Here is a 20,241-nt window from a genome sequence, read left to right on the forward strand (position 1 = left end):
TCTCCGTTGCATATTTCGACATTAATAGTAATTATTACGATTAAAGGACGAGAAAAATATAGCACACTCATTGGGGGTCGTCAACAAATATTTCCATCTATACCTGTTGAACAACCAGATTTCATGCGTACACTTTGGTGGTAGAATAACTGAAAAGTTCTGGCGGATTCCCAGATTCTTTTGAAAATAAAACAAAAAAAGAGCTGACGACTAGCGCCAGCTCTGAAGCAAATATGATAGATCGAGAATAAAAATACATGTTGAATTTAAATTATAACTCCAACTTTTTTTTCAACATCACTGCCATTTAGGCTTGCAGACGTTTCAAAGCCTGTTCAGCCAGCCCTGCCAGCAGATGTGCACCAATCGGCAGTGCCTGCTCATCTACATCAAAGCCCGGATGATGCCACTCATGCGGCCCCGATGTCCCGAGAAATAGGAAGAGCCCGGGCACTTCTTTTTGATAAAAGGAAAAATCCTCTCCTGCCGGCGAAGGCAGCGGTCTGACATGATTCAACCCAAGTTCACTCACGACTTGTTCTGCGTCCAATGCCAGTGATGCATCATTGACCACAGCAGGCGGCCCCTGAATCCAGCGTACTGTCGCCGTTGTGCCATAGGCTGCAGCCACACCAGCTACGACCTGGTTGAAACGTTCACGGATACGGGCGCGTACCTTCTCGTCAAATGTGCGTACTGTGCCGTCAAGTATCGCTTCCTCCGGAATAACGTTCCAAGCCGTACCGCTGTTTATTTTCGTAACGCTGAGTACAGCACTTTCCTGAGCCCCTACATTCCGGCTGACAATGGACTGCAATGCGGTGACGATATGGGCAGCAACCACAATCGGATCGATGCCTGCCTCAGGCACAGCCGCATGGGTACCCACCCCCTGCACTTGAACGATAAATCCATCAGCCGCCGCCATCAATGCACCTTCGCGAATCCCCACTGTGCCTACTCGCAGATCCGGTTTGTTGTGTAAACCAAATATAGCCTGAACATTGGCGAGCGCGCCGCTCTGAATGACTTGCCGCGCACCTGTTGCCTTTTCTTCTGAAGGCTGAAAAATCAATCGAATTTTACCGGGCAAACTGGACTCACGCTGTTTCAGCAACCGTGCTGCTCCAATCAAAATAGCGGTGTGCGCATCGTGCCCGCATGCATGCATTCGCCCCGCGATCTGTGAAGCAAACTCCAACTTGGTTTCCTCCTGAATCGGCAAGGCATCGATGTCCGCTCGCAGCGCAATGACAGGGCCGTTTCCCTGCCCAACCTCAGCTACAAGTCCTGTCCGCAGTTTATACTCGTCGGCAAGGTGCACACCTTCTTCTTCCAGCCAACTGCGAATGGCTGCTGTCGTTTCCTTTTCCTCACCAGAAAGCTCGGGGTTGCGATGCAGATGCCGCCGAATTGTGACCAAATGTGCCACGAATTCCTTCTCTTGTTCCGTATCTTGTACACATGGCAACCCATGTTGGTGATCCAAAGTCTGCGCTGCTTCCTGTTGCACTCTCTGTTGCACTCTCTGCTCCACTTGCTGTTGCTCTTCCCCCCGTTGCACAAGCTGCCCTCTCGTCTGCTCCAGCTCACTTTTCATTCTTGGCCCTCCTTTCAAGCTTCATTTATCCGATTTATAACGGTGAAATCTGCTTCGCATTGTCATTCCATCTATAGTTGCCGTAGCAGTTCTCCAAAAGGCTCTGCAAATGGCGAATATTCTTCTTTTAAGGTCACCACACTGATCTGTAGCGACACACCTGCCACCTCGTGGACTTGAATCGGGAACAGTTCCTGACGCTGTACCTCTTTCTTCACCGTTAACCCCGGGAGAAAAGCAATGCCAGCTCCTTGCATAACCAGTTTTTTCGCTGTTTCCGAATTATCGACATGGTATGTAATATCCGGCGGATACTCCAGGGAGTCGAAGGCCCGGTGAATCCGAAGCCAGTCCAGTGAGCCACATTCGAAAAACACCAGTTGTTCATTCCGAATTGCCTCCATGCTGACATGTCCGCTTTCAATGAAAGGGTGCCCCCTGTACACGTATAGCTGTATCGGATCTTCGTAAAAAGCAACGGTACGGATCGCAGGGTGCATGACCTTGCGTACAAACGCCAGATCAATCTCCTGACCAAGCAGCTTGGCAATCAATTGATCCGTTGTTGCTGTTGTCAGTTTGATGTTGACTTCGGGGTACGACTCCTTGATTCGGGGCAGAAAATCGGGGATGACATAATTGGACACCGACACGGTACTTCCGAGGCGCAGCGCCTCAGGTGTTGTTCTCCGCTGCTGAATTTTTTGTTTACCCTTCTGGATCACTTGAAGCACCTGCTGTGCATACGGCAAAAATTTGCGTCCTTCATCCGTCAGCACAATCTGCTTGCCTAATCGGTCAAACAGCTTGCATCCCAGCTCCCTTTCGAGTGACTGAATACGTGCTGTAACCGAAGGCTGGGACAAGAAGAGTACTTCAGCTGCCTTATTGAAGCTTCCGTAATGATTGATATATACAAACGCTTCAATGTTCTCTATATTCATAGGCGCCTCCGCATCCACTTATTTTCCTATAAAATTACTTGGTTTTAGGTTATCGTAGTACCATCCTTTTCCAGTGTCAATCTTAATTCTTCCAGAGACCGATCCAGACGGGCGTTAATGTCTTCCGCAAGTGTGAATGTTCCGTCCTCATTGCGTTCAATCGCCTGATCTACTGCGTATACACCGCCAAGAATATGGCGTCCGCCGAGTGCGGTGAGTACCGGCTTCAATGCATAATCAATGGCGAGCAAATGTGCAATCGAACCGCCAATAACCAGGGGGAGGGTCACCTTATCCCGTAGTCCTTCTTGTGGAATCAGGTCAAGAAACAGTTTGAGTACACCCGAATAGGCAGCCTTATATACAGGAGTAGCCACAATAACGGCATCTGCTGCATCGACAATGGCAAGTGCATCCTGAATGGCCGGACTGTCGAACTTGGCCTGCACCAGATCTTCAGTCGGCAAATCGGCCACCTGTATCACTTCAACGGAAATACCTGCCTTGCTTAACGTATGTTTACTATAATCTGTGAGTCCCGTCAAACGTGAACGCTTGGACGGGGTTCCGGCGATAATGACAACATGTGACATGTTATTTTCCTCCTTGGAATAGCGGTCAAGCCGCTCCTTTTACTTTGGGATCAAGCCTGTCGCGAATATCGTCCCCTATCAGATTTACAGCCAGGACAAACAGCGTAATGGCCAGACCCGGAAATGTGCAAATCCACCAAGCTACCGTCAAGTAACCTCTACCTTGGGACAGCAATGCACCCCAATCCGGAATTTCTTTCAGTACCCCGAGCCCGAGGAAACTAAGTCCAGACCCGGTCAGGATGGATGTACCTACACCCAGCGTTGCCATCACAAGTAGCGGAGACAAGGAGTGTGGCAGGACATGCTTCCAGAAAATGCGGGCATTGGAACCCCCCAGTGAACGTGTTGCTGTAATGAAGGGTAGATTTTTGACGGACATCACCTGACCGCGCATCACCCTTGCATAGCCTGGTATCGACGCTACTGCAACAGCCAGTGCAATATTCAGCAGTCCTGGCCCGAGTGCCGCAGCAACGGATAAAGCTAACAATACACCTGGGACAGCCATGAGAATATCCACCGCACGCATCGTTACGGTATCGATGATTCCTCCTGTGTATCCCGCAATAATGCCAAGAGTACTGCCGACAAGACCGCCAACCAGCACGGAAGCAAAACCGATCAGCAAAGAATCCCTGCTACCATGCACAACCACACTGAAAATGTCCCGGCCGAAATAGTCTGTACCGAACAGGTGAGAAGCAGAAGGAGACTGCAGAATGGCATCCGTCATCATCTGTGTTGGATCATAAGGAGCGATCCAGCCAGGTACGATGGCACAGGCCACAGTGAAGATGACGATGAGTAGCGCCGTGTACAAAAACAACCGCGATACTGCAGATGAAATACGATGCTGCCAAGACAGACGGTTCCATCTCCACAGGCGAGCTTTCCCCGCGCTTCCTGCCCATGCCTTTTTGTAACCCGTCAAAGGTTTCATGCTCATAAAATTAATGCCTCCTTCTCCTGCCGTTTCAGCTTTTGCATACTCCTGATGTGATGTTTCTGATCTCTATCATGTACGGACAGCCCGCCGAACCCGAGGATCAATGTACGAATACGAGAGGTCTACCAGCAAGTTCAACACGACATAGATGATGGATGTAAAAAACACAACACCCTGCACCACCGGCAGATCCTTCGCCATCAGCGCATCGGCAATAATACGACCAATTCCTTGTCTGGAGAACACCGTCTCTACCACTACGGTTCCTGCCAGCAAATCCCCAATTAACATACCGATGACCGTTACGGCGGGGATCAATGCATTACGAAGCGCATGACCATACATGATGGACCGTTCAGACAACCCTTTGGCTCGTAAAGCCACGATAAACGGTTCATTTATCACTTCAAGCATGCTGTTACGCACCATCCGCACAATAAATCCTGCACCGACAAGTCCGAGTGTGGCTGCCGGAAGAACCAAGGTACCGAATCCATCCGAACCCATCGCCGGGAACCAGCCGAGCTGCACGGAAAACAACAGAATAAGCAGAATGCCGGTCCAGAACGTTGGCATCGATATGCCGAACAAACCAACGAGCCGAGCTACAACATCAATCACACCATTCCGGTGAATGGCCGACAGGACGCCAAGTGTAATTCCGATGGTGATGGCGATCAGCGAACTGAGTGCCGTTAATGCCAGTGTTGCGGGGAAATGCTCTACAATTTTCGGCAATACCGGATCGGAGTTAACCATGGATCGACCAAAATCCCCGCGCAGCATATCGCCAAAATAGTTCGCAAACTGGATATAAAAAGGTTGATCCAGCCCAAGCTGTGCCCGGAGATTGGCAATCATCTCCGGGGTAGCCGAGGACGGGTCCAACATTAACAGAACCGGATCACCCGGCAGAAGATACATGATGCAGTACACCAGCACCGAAGCTCCAAGTATAACGAGAAGCGATGTGGCTATTCGTGACAAGATCAGCTGAATCATACCGGATGGCTCCTTTCTGAAAACGGAACAGGCTGTATGTCGTTTTGGCATTATGACTGGATAACGTGGCTGGGATTATGGCTGAATACGGACATCGTTAAAGAGCGGATAGCCGAGTGCATCAAACTTGATGCCTTCAACGCTTTTGGATGCAGCCACGGTATAAGGAAATACATAGATTGGCAAAATAACTGCCTGTTCAATGAGATATTTCTGAATCTGACTGTAGATGTCTACCCTTTTCGCCGAATCCGTCTCTACCGCTCCCTGCTCCAGCAATTGATCGATCTTGGGATCAGACAAACCGGATAATGTCGGGCGTTCCCCTTCCGCACTGGTATGATAGAAGGCATACAAGGCGTTCGGATCGGAGTTGACCTGGCTGTTGCCGTATAGATCATAATCCCAGTTCTGATAGATCACGGTAGCAATGTCTTTGGTAATCACCACTTCCACCGCAATGCCCAGCGGTTTCAGCTGTTGCTGGATGATGGCAGCAATGTCATTGCGTTTCTCCCGGTTAGGGGAGCCATCTACATAGCGCAGGGTTAGCTTCTTCCCGTCTTTCACACGAATCCCGTCAGTTCCCTTGGCCCAGCCCTGCTCATCCAGTAGCTGGTTCGCGCGGTTGATATCCGGGGTGATGCTTCCTTCAAGCGCCTTGTCATAGCCGAGAATGCCTGGAGACAATGCTGACCATGCGCGCTCGTAGTTACCCAGATATAAGGTTTTCACAATGGACTCGATGTCTACAGCGGATTGTACCGCTTGCCTTACTTTTACATCATCCCAAGGTGCCTTGCGCAGATTGAAAAAGAGAGTATACGGCAGTCCAACCGTGTTGGCCTGCAACAATTGCTGGTTCGGATCACTTTTCAGCGCGGCGATATTTTGTGGTGGTACAGTCTCTGCGGCAAGCACCTGCTTGCTTTGCACACTTCCGATGCGTGTTGCTTCTTCCGGTACAATCTTAAACGTGATCGTATCGATATGCGGAGCGCCTTTGTTTTCGACCGTTTCCGGGCCCCAGTTATAATCCTTGTTTTTGGCTACAACAATATCCGCATTTTCATCCCATTTCACAAAGGTATACGGACCTGTACCTACCGGATTTTTGCCCAGTTGATCCCCATATTTCTTCGCAGCCGTTGGAGACACGATTCCCAGTAATGCCTGACTCAGGTTACCTAGAAATGCCTGCGAAGGGGAATTCAGATTGACTTTGATCGTATATTCATCAATGACCTCGGAGGAGCTATAAGGTCTAATCAGGGCAAGGGAATTGGCAGCTTTGGTGGCCGGATCGATGACCCGATCCAGATTGTACTTCACCGCTTCGGCGTTAAACGGGGTTCCGTCATGGAATTTCACGTCTTCACGCAGCTTGAAGGTATAACTTTTGCCGTCCTTCGATACACTCCATTCCTTGGCAAGCCAAGGTTTGATAGACCCATCGGGCAGCTGAACCACCAGATTGTCGTAGATCGTGCGAATCGCTCGTACGGCTACGGCAAGACCGCTGCGATGCGGGTCGAGCGTATCTGGTGAAGTCGCCAGCGCAAAGGTGAGGTTACCCCCTTCCGCTTTACCAGCCTGCCCCCCGCCGGCGGAAGCTTGTGCCGCACCGCTGGTTTTGCCTCCTGATGCTGCTCCGCATCCGGACAAAACCATCACCAATGCTACTGCCAATGCCACAATTTTTGTCCATGAGATCAACCTGTTCATATCGCTTCCCCCTCTGTGTTTACAGGTGTCATTAGTGTGCTACGCCAAGCAAACTTGTATATATTTTATATTTCCTATGAGAAAAGTAGGTTTTAAGGCGAGGAGGATTCATTAACTTTATCAACTTCATTACCCTATGATTCAGATGCATTAGTGCTTATTTTAACGATGGCTGTACTTGTATTTGATCCGAATGTATTGGATTGTGAGAACAGGTTAGAGTCACCGCGTTTGAGTTAACATGAATTACAACAATTAGATGATGTTCGATTTAAATGACATTTGACATTCGATTAGATGACGTTCGACTCTTCCTGCGTTTTAGCTACTGTATAGCGGTTTACAGGCACCTGGACACCCAGATTGCCACGCAGCGTATCATGCTCATACTCCGTGCGATAGAGGCCGCGTTCCTGCAGAATAGGTACCATCAACTCGACAAAGTCGGACAATCCACTAGGCAACTCCGAAGCAATGATGAATCCGTCTGCCGCTTCTGCCTCGAACCATTCCTGAACCTTGTCTGCCACCTGCTCCGGTGTGCCCAGGAATTGACTTCGTGGTGTTGCAGCCCGCAAAGCGACTTCGCGTAGCGTTAATCCCTGTTCTTTAGCATCTTTTTTAATTTTGTCTGTTCCACTGCGGAAGCTGTTGCTGCCTATGCCATCCAGTTCAGGGAACGGTTCATCCAGCGGATATTGGGAGAAATCATGATGCTCAAAGAAACGTCCCAAGTAGTCCAAGGCTTTATCAATGGTTACCAGGCTTGCGATCTCCTGATACTTCTGTTCCGCTTCCTCTGCCGTCCGTCCCACAATCGGGTTAATGCCTGGCAAAATGACAATATCCTGCGCTGAGCGCCCATAGGAAGCTGCCCGTGTTTTGACGTCCTTATAAAATGCCTGTGCATCTTCAATGTTATCGTGTCCAGTGAATACGGCATCGGCTTCCTGTGCCGCCAGTGTTTTGCCATCCTCTGAGGAACCTGCCTGGAAAATAACCGGCTGCCCCTGCCGTGAACGAGCGATGTTCAATGGCCCCTGTACAGAGAAGAACTCCCCTTCATGGTTCAAAGTGTGTAGTTTGGAAGGATCAAAGAACACACCGCTCTCCTTGTCTCTTACAAATGCATCATCTTCCCATGAATCCCACAAGCCTTTGGTCACTTGTAAATATTCCTTAGCAATACGGTAACGCTCCGGATGTGTTGGATGATTGCTTTTGCTGTAATTTTTTGCGGTACCTTCCAAGGGGGATGTCACCACGTTCCAGCCTGCACGACCATCACTGATCAGATCAAGCGAACCGAACTGTCTGGCGACTGTAAATGGATCACTGTAGGATGTGGATAATGTACCCACAAGTCCAATGTGTGAGGTTACTGCGGCAAGAGCGGAAAGAATGCTGATCGGCTCAAAGCGATTCAAAAAGTGAGGAATGGATCTTTCGGTAATATACAGGCCATCTGCAATGAATACCAGATCAAACTTGCCCTCTTCTGCCTTGAGCGCCTGACGTTTGTAAAATCCAAAGTTTACGCTCGCATCGGACAAAACCTCCGGGTGTCTCCAGGTTGTGTTACTTCCCCCAACGCCATGAATGATGGCTCCAAACTTCAAACTCCGTTTTGCTGTCATGTACACTCCGCCTTCCCTGAAATAAGGTGATTTGATGGAACCAAAATGTAGTGTATCTAAATCAATGAGCAAGCATCATAAACCCCTAAAATTGATTATTCCTATGAGTTTGGTTTGTTTTAATTTTACACAGCTTATCACTGCCCCTCGAACCGGTCAACCGTGTTGCTAATAGATTTTTTCTATATGGCATCCATGTAAAAATAACCGCTGTGCTCCTGTTGCATTAGCCTTGTTAGACTTAATCCATTCCGTTCAGACAGCATTGCTTCATCCTGCCGCATTGTTGGGATGATGACATCGACATACCTCCGATTTCCATAATATAGTTCCAGATCATCAGGCAGACCGGATCGACATATACCATCAATTCCAATCTGTTAAATAAGAATTATGGCTATAAATGTACTCCCGTCCCTTTGCATCGTCAATGGTTCTGCTAATAGAACAATCCTATAACAGAATAGAAAAAATAAATTTAAATTTTGAGTTATCCATTCAGTATCAATTTTGATTCAAAAAAAAGGAGTGAGTTTAAACTCACTCCAATGCTTTTAACTTCTCCTCAATCATCTTTGCTTCTTCTAAATTTGATGCAGGGGCACTTATAACTAACCCTTCATTCTGATATTTTTCATTCGTTAACTTCATGTATAGTTCAGGTTCTGTAATATTAATTGCAAATTGCTTAGCCTGTTTATCTAAATAAATATCTCCTAACACGGTTCTCTTTGCGCCTTCATAAGATATTAATAACGATTTATGCATGAAGATTACCTTTTCGAAAGTATTATCATGGATAGCTAAAGATCCCTCAAACGCATTTTCTTTTTTGTTAAAGATTCCAATTAAACTTACTTTTACTTCACTAGCGATCTCGGAGTTTTCGCTAAACATATAAGATGGTGATGTAATATCCATTTTTTCAAGATCATTACACCCTGAGAGAATGAATACGATTACGAAAGTAATACAACGTGCTCTTTTCATTTTCAGCCTCCAAACTTATTTGCATGGGGTACCAACAGCCCATATAAATGAGTGAATACTTAAACTTACGCTATGTATTTACAGGTATAATATGCTTCTGTAACATCCACCACATCATTTCTCCTGCCTATCATCACTTAATTATATAGTCCTTGTTGAAAAATTTGATAAAAACTCGTGCGGAATAAACTGATCCGTGTGAACATTCAGCCTAAAAACTGCGTAGCGTGCTGTGTTGTTCATTCCGCATGTTTACGAGTTGCTTTCAAACCACGAGGGGTGGTCATCACAAATCCTGGTTCAGCAACTGGGGCGGAGCAATAATCGGCCATCCTTCCGTGAATGAATGGAGCTGTTCGGTCCCTATCTGATGCACATGTCTGGAGCTTATTCCCCAACGTTCCGCAGCATAGGCGGACACAAACTTTCTGCGTTTACCTTCGGTGACCAGATACCAACCCTCAGGTGCGTCAGTAGCAGCTACAATACTTACATCTGTAGACGCCACGCCGGGATCAGAAGTTACAGCAAGAGGAAGTTCAGGCTCATGCGATCCATTCCAGATATCTCCGGCGGATACCAGTGGTTCACCCACGGGTATGCCCATTAGATCAGGTTTGGCTACCAGCACCGGCGAGATGCCTCGCGGAACGGGAATGTTCAACTTTCGACGCTGACCCCCTCTTATTACATAGACATCCCCCTTAAGATCAACAAGGAATGCACCTTCGGGATAGAAATCACTGCTTCGTCTGAACGGTGATGTTGCAAGACTGTTTTCAGAAGAGAAACGCGCTGCAGGCTGGCCTAAGTCCCTCTCTACTGCTGACGAAGATACCTTCGCCTGAGATCGCGTTTGAGGGTCTGAGTACGGAGTCTGCGCCAATCTGGCGGTTTCCGCGATGAGCGCTTGTGGATCTCCCCATTTTTGACTGTAAAATTGTTCATTGCCCTTGTTCACCGTGTGAAAGTCTTGCTCTCCCAGCGCTTTCATACTCACACTTCCAAAATGATGGATAAAGGCGTCACCAGCTACAGCGAGCCGGTATCCCAGCATTCGTACCCGAATAATCCAGTCGTCATCCTCAAAGTTGCCTACGGCATACCCCTCATCCAGATAACCCGTGCGTTCCAATACGTCTCGCGAAAACAGCCAGCAGAACCCGACGAGCCGATCCGTCATCCGATGTTTCCCGGGGTCAGGACGATTCTGGCTGGCGGCAAAAGACCACATCTCCTGCACATCATGATATGGCACTTCAATCTGCTGATCTCCGCCAATATAGTTTGTCACAGGGCCCACTACACCGATCTGTGGATCACTGTTCAGACACGCCATCATATTCTCAAGCCACCCTGGTGTAACAAGCGTATCGTTATTCAGCACGACAATATGCCGTCCTTTTGCCATCATGAGTCCGTGATTGACTCCTCCGGCAAACCCCCGATTCTTCTCCAGTGCAGCAACCCTCACCATACCGCCTTGGCGAAGCAGCGCATCGGCCGTACCATCCTGAGAAGCGTTGTCTACAACGATGATTTCATAAGGAGCCGGGGTATTTTTCTCAATGCTTGACACACATTGCAGCACATAATCCCGCTGATTATAGGTAGGAATGATAATGCTGACCCCTTCAAAAACAATCCCGAATGAATTCTGTCCCTGACGAACACCATCTTCGTAACCTCGGTCGTATCCCTGCCTGTATAACTTGGTGCTTCGAAGGACACGTTTTCTTCTTTTGCCTGTCCGTGGGGCATTACGCCGATTACGGCTACCGGCTGCATGTAGAAGAACCTCAGCAGAGGACCCCATGCGATGAGGATGGCTTCCCGATGATGGCGAACCCTCTCGAAGCTGGTTGCTCTGCTGTGAGCTGCTCTGATTATTTTTCCGAGCACGATGAGGCTGTATTTCCGCTTTCTTCATGTTGCTTCCTCCATTCCAATCCCGCTGAGGCAAATTCAAGTTGTTCTCCTGCCCAAGACGACCCACTAGAGTTGAAGCTCCCCTGTCACCAATTTGTCAGCCAAATGTCCGAAATCGAAGGCAACTCTGCCGAGTTCTCCCGCAATACGTCTGCATAGTACCACTGCTGGAATGCCCGCTGCGACTAGTGCGATATCAAAGCTATGTTCCGCTGTAAGCTGCATCACCCTCGGAATATCTGCCATCCCTGCCACATCCGGGATGATACCCATGACCTGTATCCCACGCGGATGCAGCAAGCCTCCAAGCTCTGCCGCCTGACTGCCGATGAGCAGCACTCGCCGTCCTTGCAGAATCGGAAGCAGCAGATGAGACTGATGCAGACTGTAATTGATCGTGGAACTGGTCAATTTCAGGCTGGACCAATCGATCCCGAAATGGCGCAGCACCGGGAATAACAGTCCCTGAAATGTAGGTGCACGCGAGATGGGTACGCCCACCCAGTCTGCTGCCTTAACGGCTTCCGCAAGCGCCGCGCGGATGTCCGGTGTGGAGCACGGCACCCCTGCATACGGCAGAAACGGTGCCAGCTCCTGCACTTCGGCAGCTGGCAGCACGGTATCTGCTGCCAGTGTAAGCAGTTCGCCATCCCCGAGGCGAACAACAGACAGGGGGCGCTGCGCATCCAGCGCCGCCATGATATGACCAGCCATCTCATGAGGGCTGGTCAGCCGGGTCAGGCTGGGCGCATACTGGCGGAAGCCCGCCGCGATCAAATCTGCCGCTGCGACAGCAGGCAGAATGTGATCCGGCGGGATGTGCTGCGCCACCAGCGCCTCGCCTCCGGCGAATACGCCGTCGCGGTAGCCCGCGGCGTAACCGCCGGGCCCTGCCGCCTGCACGGCATGCTCCGCAGCCGGCAGCGGCACGCCGTTTGCGCTGCCCGCACTCGCGGCAGCGCCTTCCCGCCCCGCGGGTAGGACGACACCCTGCGGGTGTGTCGTCTGGCGCGGGGCGGGGCCAGCACCGCGGGCAGGCATCGCCTGTGGCGAGCTTGCGTGCGGTGCTGGCTTGGGCGCACGGCGCATCGCCGTGCGCTGCTTGGCGCGGGCCGCGGCGCGCCGGCCCTGCGCGGAGGCGTGCCTGCGCCGGGCCGAGCCTTGGCGCAACCGACCTTGTGCTGTGCCCGCCCTCCCCGCTTTCATCTCACCTTTGACCCTGCCCGCCTTTGCCATCTTGATCTCGCCTCTGCCCCTGCCAGCTTTCCCCGTCTTGATCTCGCCTCTGACTCTGCCCGCTCTGACCGCGTGGATCACACCGACAGCCCTACCTGCCTTCTCCGCTCTTATCCCGCTTACCGCCCTGCCTACTCTACCCACATTTATTACGCTTCCAGCTCGACCTGTCTCACTCACACCCGACACCACTCCAGTCTGACCTGCCTTGCCGCCACCCTTAATGCCCTCTGGTCTTGCTATACCTTTCACATGCCTCACTTCCCTGCGCTTTTCACTCGCACTGCTCTGTCTCCACTCTTCACGCCACTCGCATTACCCGGAGCACGTCTACTCTCTGTTCTCACCGTACTTTCACATCCCACACTTTCCTGCACGCTTCCCGTTTGCAGCCTTGCCCGTACGCCCCACAACACTTCATGCTTTCTCTCCTGCCTGCGCAAAACGCCGGAGCCTTAAAGAAAGCGCCGGCGCAAGTTGTACTTCATTCATCGTTATGACCCATTCACTCAGTCGTCTAATTCAATCATTTGCTCTGCTCATCTGTTTCGATCACCCACCGCTCCGCGGCTGTATCATATTATTTCCGATTAAGGCAGCTGCCCTTTCATGCGCACAGCTGCCTCCTGGAGCGATTCAAATGTGCCGGCATCGCTCCAATATTTTTGCAAAATGTCATACTCCAATCCGCCGCCGGAGGCATAATGGTTGTTTACATCGGTGATCTCCAGCTCTCCACGTGCGGACGGTACAATGTTATGAATCAGGCTAAACACATGGTCATCATACATATATATGCCCGTTACACAGTAAGAGGTCTTCGGCTGACTTGGCTTTTCTTCAATGTACGCGATACGTTCCGGATGGTGTTCATCAAAGACAGGCACCCCGTAGCGACGTGCATCGTCCACGCCTTTAAGCAACACTCGCGCCGTACCCGCAGGTTGCTGCATATATCGCTCTACATACGGTTTCAAATCATCGCTGAATAGATTATCACCAAGCAACACCACAAATTTTTCGCCCGGAAGAATAAACGATGAGGCCAGATCAAGCGCTTCGGCAATACCGCCAGCCTTTTCCTGAATACGATACGTCAGCCTGACTCCATGATCCGCTCCGCCACCAAGATACTCCGTATACAAACCAGCGGAATGTTTGTTGATAACAATCAGGATATCCTCAATCCCTGCCTGACGGAGCCTGTCGATACCATACATAATCATCGGATGTTTACCGACGGGAAGCAGATGTTTATTAATAAGCCGGGTCAGAGGGTACAGCCTGGTTCCTGTGCCACCAGCAAGAATTACACCTTTCATTCCTTGTTCCCTCCTTCATCGGATATGTCCATAAATTCACGCGGATCGACTTTCCATTTATTGATGAAAATGGAACGGTTACGCTCCAGCAACTGTTTCCATTCCGTATGATCTGTCTTTTGAAAACTCGCACTGCCTTGATGATGTACAAGGACATCACCGCATATTAACAAACGGAAGCCCTGCAACCTAGCTCGATAACAATAGTCGTCATCTTCATAGTGGCCAGGGGAATACGCTTCGTCAAGCCAGCCTACGGCCTCCAGTACACTTCGTTTCATCAGCATACACAGCCCGACAATTCGGCGTACTTCCCTCCACCTTGTCATATCCGAAACATTATTGGCAGCCGCCAGTTCCTGAAAATGTTGCATATCCCGAAAGGCCACATCCACCTGTTGAATGCCGCTGGCATAGTTCGTGACCGGGCCGATAATGCCAATGTGCTCCTCACTGTACAGTGCTGTACGCATATTTTCCAGCCAATGTAGCGTAACCGTAACATCATTGTTCAGCAGCAGCAACTCATCTCCGCAGGCAACCCGAAGTCCGGCATTACAAGCGGCAGGGAATCCCCGATTTTCGGGTAAACGCACAAACCGGATACATTCCTTGGCGCAATATTCGGCAGTGCCATCCGTCGAGCCATTGTCTACAACGATGATCTCGTACGGTGTAGATGCTCCTGTATATCTTCGGATAGCCTCTACACAAGGCTTTAGCAACGAGACTCCGTTATACGTGGGTATAATTATGCTTGTCAGCGTCATCTCGCGTTCCTCCTGTACGCTACCTCGGCGCGTGAAGGAAGATTGGCCTGAGCCGTATGTTCACTCATTGCCATCCACGCCGCCAGTGCTTCCAGATGGTCACCCAAAATCAGTCTGGAAACATCATTACCACTCCCTGTGTTACCGGGACGCAGTCGGTTAGTGCGAATGACATCCACTTGGCATGGTGCCGATACACGCAATCCCTTTTGAATCGCCAGCATCTGTGCCTTGGGAGGAACAGCCAGAGATGATGGCTTCACGATCTCAATCATACGTCTGGACAGGGCATGGGGCACCGCAGTCATCGAATTGGAGCCAAGATCCCGCCGGCCTAATGTATGATTTAGATAGGCTTTAACACGGCTGACCCCATCTTGCCTGGCAAACGGCGGAAGCAAAGACGTCAAATCGTTTAACGCGACATCCTGCCCCCGATCAATGGCGAACAAGAATGGCGCCAGTTGTTCCGCGGGCACAACCATGTCTCCATCCACAAACAAAACGGTCTCCGCATCGGTCATTTTGGCTCCAAGTGCCCGCCCCACATCATGACCAGCACGCTCCGGTTCATACACAAGTGTAATACCGGGATGCTGCAGCACCCGCTCCAGACTGTCATCCGTCGTTCCGTTTAATACCACCACAATATCACGGAGGGGCAGACGTTCCAGCTGTACCAGCACTTGCCCTAGAGTACGTTCTTCATTGCAGGCACAGACTACGGCAGCAGCAACATGACGGAGGGGCAGCGGTACAATCTCCGGTGAACGACCAGAGGATTGGGCATAGCCCTGGATAAATGCCCTGCCTGCCTGTATTGCAGCTTGAAAGCTGATCTGCTCGGGCAGGTTCTGCGCATAGACATGCCAGGCATCAGCAGCATGTTTATTCAAGATGTCGGCATCTGTCCTGAATTGCCTGCCTGCAAGCTGGCCTGCTCGCCAAAACGGACGCAGATCCGGTATCACCTGCCGGAGATTCCGGCGGCTCCGTCGCTGACGTTTCTGGCTCTTTCTGCTTTTGCCTCCAGTATGCAGCCTGCTACGGAATCTGCCCGCTACCATTCTCTTTGCTCCTGTCCGCCTCTGAGCCCTCGCTCCGGATCGTGCTTTCATTGCTGTCACCTCCCGCATGTTGCCGCCTCTAACTTATCTCAAGGTTCACCTTTTTTGACGGGCAACCTGCTTATTGGGCCAGACTGCGAACACGTTTCAAATCCGTGTAACCGCCCCTGGGTCCCTGTGTATCTATAATCCAGCGGATAGCCTCCAGATGATCCTGTAATACCACCTGGCTCAGCGGATCAGCACCCCTTCGTTTCTTTATACGAACTGCATTCCATTTGCCTACAGGCACATGATGAACAGCCTGCACCCGAAGTCCGCCAAGAACCGCTTTGGCATGAGCAAGTGGCGGAATTTCCAGCGAAGATATGTCGATGACCTCAAGTGCCTTTCGGCTGAGTGCATGGGGAATGGCCGTCATTGAAGCCCCGCCGAGATCGGATCTGGAAAGCAGACCGTTCAACATATGTTTCGCTTCGACGACCGGATGAACAGGCACACGAGTTACCGGGCCGTTGTAATCGTTCAGCGCAATATCTACTCCATTCAGCACGGCTTGAACGTAAGGTGCAAGGCGCTCGGCCGGAATCGGAATGTCTGCATCCGTGAACAGCAGGATTTGCCCTCGGGCTGCTGCTGCCCCTACTCTCCGTCCGCCATCATGCCCCAGCGCTTCGGAATACTGCAATACGCGTGCTCCTGCCCGTTCAGCTTCACTCGCTGTACCATCGCTGGAACCGTTCACGATGACCAGCACTTCCGCATCGCGGCATATACGTGCAGCTTCACGAACTACGGCAGCAATGGTGCGTTCCTCGTTCATCGCCGGAATAATCACCGATAGTATTGGCTGGCCGATGACTTCCCTGTCTTGTTGAACAGCCTCTCCAACCATGGTTTGCGCTGCTCTCAGCTCGTTCAAAAGAAAGGAATGGTTAGGTGGTATGGTGAAAACATAGGCCTTTGTACCCTTTTTTCTCCCTGAACGGATTCGTCTTTTTCCCGACAAGCCTCTCATTCTTTTTTTACCTGTTTTTGTTGCAAAACGGGCTATATTCCGTTGTTTCCTCAACCATTTCACCTCCCGCAAACCATCTTTATCATGTCAAGGGAGTACACGTTATTCTATGTATTCGTGGAGCAGTGGAAACGGCGTATGTCCTTACCGCTTGTAGGTTCTGGGCAGAAATGTATATATTCTGATCCTCCAAAGTGACAAGATTCGTCAAAAAAATTAGAAATAACATCTCTTCCCTGTCCTTAGACACAATTTTCAAAAAAAATCAAAATTGCATCTTTTCCAATCTTTTACACTGTGATACTATACGATTCAAGCCAAACAAATTTACATTTTTAACCTTGTTGAGAACTGATGTTCCTACAACCTCTTTCTGTCCATTTATTGACCTTCGGTTAGTTTAGACGTTTGATCTCCCCATTTTAGTACACAAACAGACCATGAACTTGAAAGGAGTGATGCCGTTCCCAACCCGGTTTCTTCTTCCCGCATGCCACACACGGATTGAACATCCCGGTTCTCCGTAGAACCTTCGGTTTGCCGCAATCACTAGGGGGACAACCCCTGCTTCTAAACCTACTTCTGTTTGAGCCCCTCACTCCGCCCTGCCAGATGCAGACGGAAATCCAGCCAAGTTAGGCATAATACCCTTTTTTCCAACAAAATTTAGATGAGAATGGGAGAGTTAACAATGAAATTTGCCAAAGTTATGCCAACAATTCTTGGAGGAGCTCTTTTGCTCGCTTCCGTATCCTCTGCTGCCGCAGCGCCATCTGATCTATCCATTCCGCTTGAGGCCCCTTATGCCTCCGAGGAGAGTATCCTTTTGAACAACAATCCTGACGAAACGATCTATAATTACCTTGGACAACAGGAACAGTTCCTGAACTCTGATGTCAGAGGCCAACTCAAAATCATTAAACGTAACACGGATACTTCCGGCGTAAGGCACTTCCGTCTGCAACAGTACATCAAAGGTATCCCGGTCTACGGTGCCGAGCAGACCCTCCATCTGGACAAAACGGGAGCTGTGACTTCTGCTCTTGGTGAACTTCCGCCTGTTGAAGAACAAGCGATTCCTAATGACGGAATCCCTGGTATCAGTGCAGAGGAAGCAATTAAAGTAGCCTCGGAAGAAGCGACATCCCGGATCGGCGAGTTAGGTGCACCGGAGCTTGAGCCAAAGGCTGAACTCCAAATTTATCATCATGAAGAGGACGGTCAGACCTATCTGGTTTACATTACCGAAGTGAATGTGCTTGAACCGGCACCGCTGCGAACCAAATATTTTGTTAACGCCGTGGACGGAAGCATCGTATCCCAGTTTGATATTATCAATTTTGCTACAGGAACAGGTACCGGGGTGTTTGGTGACACCAAAACGCTGACCACAACGCAATCCGGCAGCACCTACCAGCTGAAAGATACCACACGTGGAAAAGGCATCCAAACGTATTCCGCGAACAATCGCTCCTCTTTACCAGGAACACTGTCTACCAGCTCTAATAACGTGTGGACGGACCGTGCAGCTGTCGATGCACACGCTTATGCTGCTGCCACGTATGATTTTTACAAAAATAAATTTAACCGCAACAGCCTTGATGGGAACGGCCTTTTGATTCGCTCCACAGTACATTATGGCTCCAACTATAACAACGCCTTCTGGAACGGGGCACAGATTGTATTCGGTGACGGAGACGGCTCACTGTTTGGTATCTTCTCCGGAGATCTCGATGTTGTGGGTCATGAGTTGACACATGGAGTGATCGAGTACACCGCCAATCTGGAATACCGCAACGAACCAGGGGCATTAAACGAAGCTTTTGCTGATATCATGGGTAACACTATTGAGAGCAAAAACTGGCTGCTAGGTGACGGTATCTATACTCCTAACATTCCAGGAGATGCACTGCGTTCCTTATCCGATCCTACGCTATACAACCAGCCTGACAAATATAGTGACCGCTACACAGGCAGTGCGGATAACGGCGGTGTGCATACCAACAGCGGTATTATCAACAAAGCGTTTTACCTTGCAGCCCAAGGCGGTACACATAACGGTGTAACGGTTAGCGGCATCGGCCGGGATAAGGCCGTGCGCGTTTTCTATAGCACGCTGGTGAATTACCTGACACCAACATCCAAATTTGCAGCTGCCAAAACAGCAACGATCCAGGCTGCCAAAGACCTCTACGGTGCGAATTCTGCCGAGGCTACTGCCATCACCAAAGCCTATCAAGCTGTAGGACTATAATCGTTAAATGATTATACGGTAACGTTCACGGGCATCCATACCAATCAAACAGAACTCGTTTATTTATCTGCATATCCTTTTATAAAAAAATAGCATCGTTCCGACCCCCCTCATGTCCGAACGGTCAAGCTTGCCAAGCAGAAGCGGTGTCCGGGACAAACTCTGGACACCGCTTCTGTCAATTTGTAAATATGTTAACTCAGGATAGCCAAGGCAGAAGGTTATGCCGAAGGCCCCGCCGCAATCCAGGACAATAATCCATACGTATGCTTGCAATCCACTGTTCGCGTTACTTCCAACACTGCTTCCTCTTCGCTCTGTGATAACAGGGATACCTGAAATCCTCGATCATTACTCATCGCTACAATGACATAATGCTCTGAATCGAATGACTCTTCAAACACAATCGTCACTTCGGTACACGTCTCATTCTCTGGCAAAACAAAAGCTTCCATGCCGAACTGCTGCACAGCAGGCTGTTTGCTTACACTACGTACCGGCTGGAATGCCAGATGTTCGGCATGAACAGCACCAGCCTGCAATTGATCACTGCCTACAGAACCATCACACAGATGCTCTTGTGTAACCGATTGGGACTCAAGTGTATGGCTAACTGGCACCTCATTATTAGACCACTCAGGAGCAATAGAATTAGAAAACTCAGGGCCAGCTTCATCAGACGATAGTGTATCTTCTGCGTCCAATACATTCCCCAATTCAGTTATCTCCGCACCAGACTTTCCTTCCGTTAGCGCTGCTTCTGCTTCCAAATTATTGGGCAATCCCAGCAGTTCCTGTAGATTCAGATTTCCTGCCTGGAGCTCAATTGGCGTATCCGATGATACCTCCGCATCATCTCCCCAAGCGAACAGACCTTCATTTTGCAGGCCTACCGACTGCATTAGCTGCTGCACTTCCTGCATCGCTTCCTGCCTTTTGAACTCGGCGAGCTGTTCCAGCGTCTCTGCACTGACCTGACGAATCGCATTCCAGATCTCTTCGCTTAAATGAGCCGTGCCAACAATCCCCTCATTTAAGTGACTGGATGTAATACTCTGCTCACTCAGCTTGCTGCCGTCAATGGCACGATCAGCCAGATGCATGGATGATATTGCCCCTTCGGTCAGTTTACTACCATCTACACTGCCGTCCGCCAGTTTGGAAGCCGTAACTGCACCATCTTGCAGATGAGCTGTGCTTACAGC

Annotated in this window: 17 protein-coding genes; 1 reads left to right on the top strand and 16 read right to left on the bottom strand. The window is 50.0% G+C overall.

The window, feature by feature from the left end:
- Positions 1-307: 307 nt before the first annotated feature.
- From ACUTVW_RS21900 to ACUTVW_RS21970, 15 genes are all read right to left on the bottom strand, one after another.
- Entirely contained in the window at positions 308-1,600 is a 1,293-nt protein-coding gene (locus ACUTVW_RS21900; protein ID WP_445647708.1) for an amidohydrolase, read from the bottom strand.
- A 71-nt stretch (positions 1,601-1,671) separates the two neighbouring features.
- Positions 1,672-2,544 carry a LysR family transcriptional regulator gene (locus ACUTVW_RS21905; protein ID WP_123064643.1) on the bottom strand — a complete coding sequence of 291 codons (873 nt, stop codon included), beginning with the start codon at positions 2,542-2,544 and terminating at the stop codon, positions 1,672-1,674.
- A gap of 44 nt (positions 2,545-2,588) precedes the next feature.
- Complete coding sequence (gene ssuE / locus ACUTVW_RS21910; protein ID WP_445647709.1) at positions 2,589-3,137, bottom strand: NADPH-dependent FMN reductase; 549 nt, start codon at positions 3,135-3,137, stop codon at positions 2,589-2,591.
- 25 nt (positions 3,138-3,162) lie between these two features.
- Entirely contained in the window at positions 3,163-4,086 is a 924-nt protein-coding gene (locus tag ACUTVW_RS21915) for an ABC transporter permease (RefSeq protein ID WP_445647710.1), read from the bottom strand.
- Between the two features lie 69 nt (positions 4,087-4,155).
- Positions 4,156-5,088 (bottom strand): ABC transporter permease, encoded by a 933-nt coding sequence (locus ACUTVW_RS21920; RefSeq protein WP_445647711.1) that lies wholly within the window; start codon positions 5,086-5,088, stop codon positions 4,156-4,158.
- Positions 5,089-5,163: 75 nt separating this feature from the next.
- Positions 5,164-6,813, bottom strand: coding sequence for an ABC transporter substrate-binding protein (locus tag ACUTVW_RS21925; protein WP_445647712.1), 1,650 nt, complete (start codon positions 6,811-6,813; stop codon positions 5,164-5,166).
- 293 nt (positions 6,814-7,106) lie between these two features.
- Positions 7,107-8,450: an LLM class flavin-dependent oxidoreductase gene (locus tag ACUTVW_RS21930; protein ID WP_445647713.1), complete on the bottom strand. Its 1,344-nt coding sequence runs from the start codon at positions 8,448-8,450 to the stop codon at positions 7,107-7,109.
- A gap of 540 nt (positions 8,451-8,990) precedes the next feature.
- Complete coding sequence (locus ACUTVW_RS21935) at positions 8,991-9,440, bottom strand: hypothetical protein (RefSeq protein WP_445647714.1); 450 nt, start codon at positions 9,438-9,440, stop codon at positions 8,991-8,993.
- Positions 9,441-9,726: 286 nt separating this feature from the next.
- Positions 9,727-11,370, bottom strand: coding sequence for a glycosyltransferase family 2 protein (locus ACUTVW_RS21940; protein WP_445647715.1), 1,644 nt, complete (start codon positions 11,368-11,370; stop codon positions 9,727-9,729).
- Between the two features lie 65 nt (positions 11,371-11,435).
- Positions 11,436-12,299, bottom strand: a complete 864-nt coding sequence (locus tag ACUTVW_RS21945; RefSeq protein WP_445647716.1) for a GT-D fold domain-containing protein — start codon at positions 12,297-12,299, stop codon at positions 11,436-11,438.
- 563 nt (positions 12,300-12,862) lie between these two features.
- Complete coding sequence (locus ACUTVW_RS21950; RefSeq protein ID WP_445647717.1) at positions 12,863-13,021, bottom strand: hypothetical protein; 159 nt, start codon at positions 13,019-13,021, stop codon at positions 12,863-12,865.
- Between the two features lie 174 nt (positions 13,022-13,195).
- Positions 13,196-13,927, bottom strand: coding sequence for a sugar phosphate nucleotidyltransferase (locus ACUTVW_RS21955; protein ID WP_145414995.1), 732 nt, complete (start codon positions 13,925-13,927; stop codon positions 13,196-13,198).
- Positions 13,924-14,697, bottom strand: coding sequence for a glycosyltransferase family 2 protein (locus ACUTVW_RS21960; RefSeq protein ID WP_445647718.1), 774 nt, complete (start codon positions 14,695-14,697; stop codon positions 13,924-13,926). Before ACUTVW_RS21960 ends, ACUTVW_RS21955 begins: the two co-directional genes overlap by 4 nt.
- Complete coding sequence (locus ACUTVW_RS21965; protein WP_445647719.1) at positions 14,694-15,815, bottom strand: glycosyltransferase family A protein; 1,122 nt, start codon at positions 15,813-15,815, stop codon at positions 14,694-14,696. Before ACUTVW_RS21965 ends, ACUTVW_RS21960 begins: the two co-directional genes overlap by 4 nt.
- A 70-nt stretch (positions 15,816-15,885) precedes the next feature.
- Positions 15,886-16,836: a glycosyltransferase family 2 protein gene (locus ACUTVW_RS21970; protein ID WP_445647720.1), complete on the bottom strand. Its 951-nt coding sequence runs from the start codon at positions 16,834-16,836 to the stop codon at positions 15,886-15,888.
- Positions 16,837-17,473: 637 nt separating this feature from the next.
- Between ACUTVW_RS21970 and ACUTVW_RS21975 the strand changes: the two genes are divergently transcribed.
- Complete coding sequence (locus tag ACUTVW_RS21975) at positions 17,474-19,036, top strand: M4 family metallopeptidase (RefSeq protein WP_445647721.1); 1,563 nt, start codon at positions 17,474-17,476, stop codon at positions 19,034-19,036.
- Positions 19,037-19,257: 221 nt separating this feature from the next.
- On the opposite strand, the gene ACUTVW_RS21980 is transcribed toward ACUTVW_RS21975, so the two are convergent.
- Positions 19,258-20,241, bottom strand: a 984-nt coding sequence (locus tag ACUTVW_RS21980; protein WP_445647722.1) for a WIAG-tail domain, incomplete at its 5' end; no start/stop codon positions are given.

The sequence above is a fragment of the Paenibacillus sp. TSA_86.1 genome, from assembly GCF_052691815.1.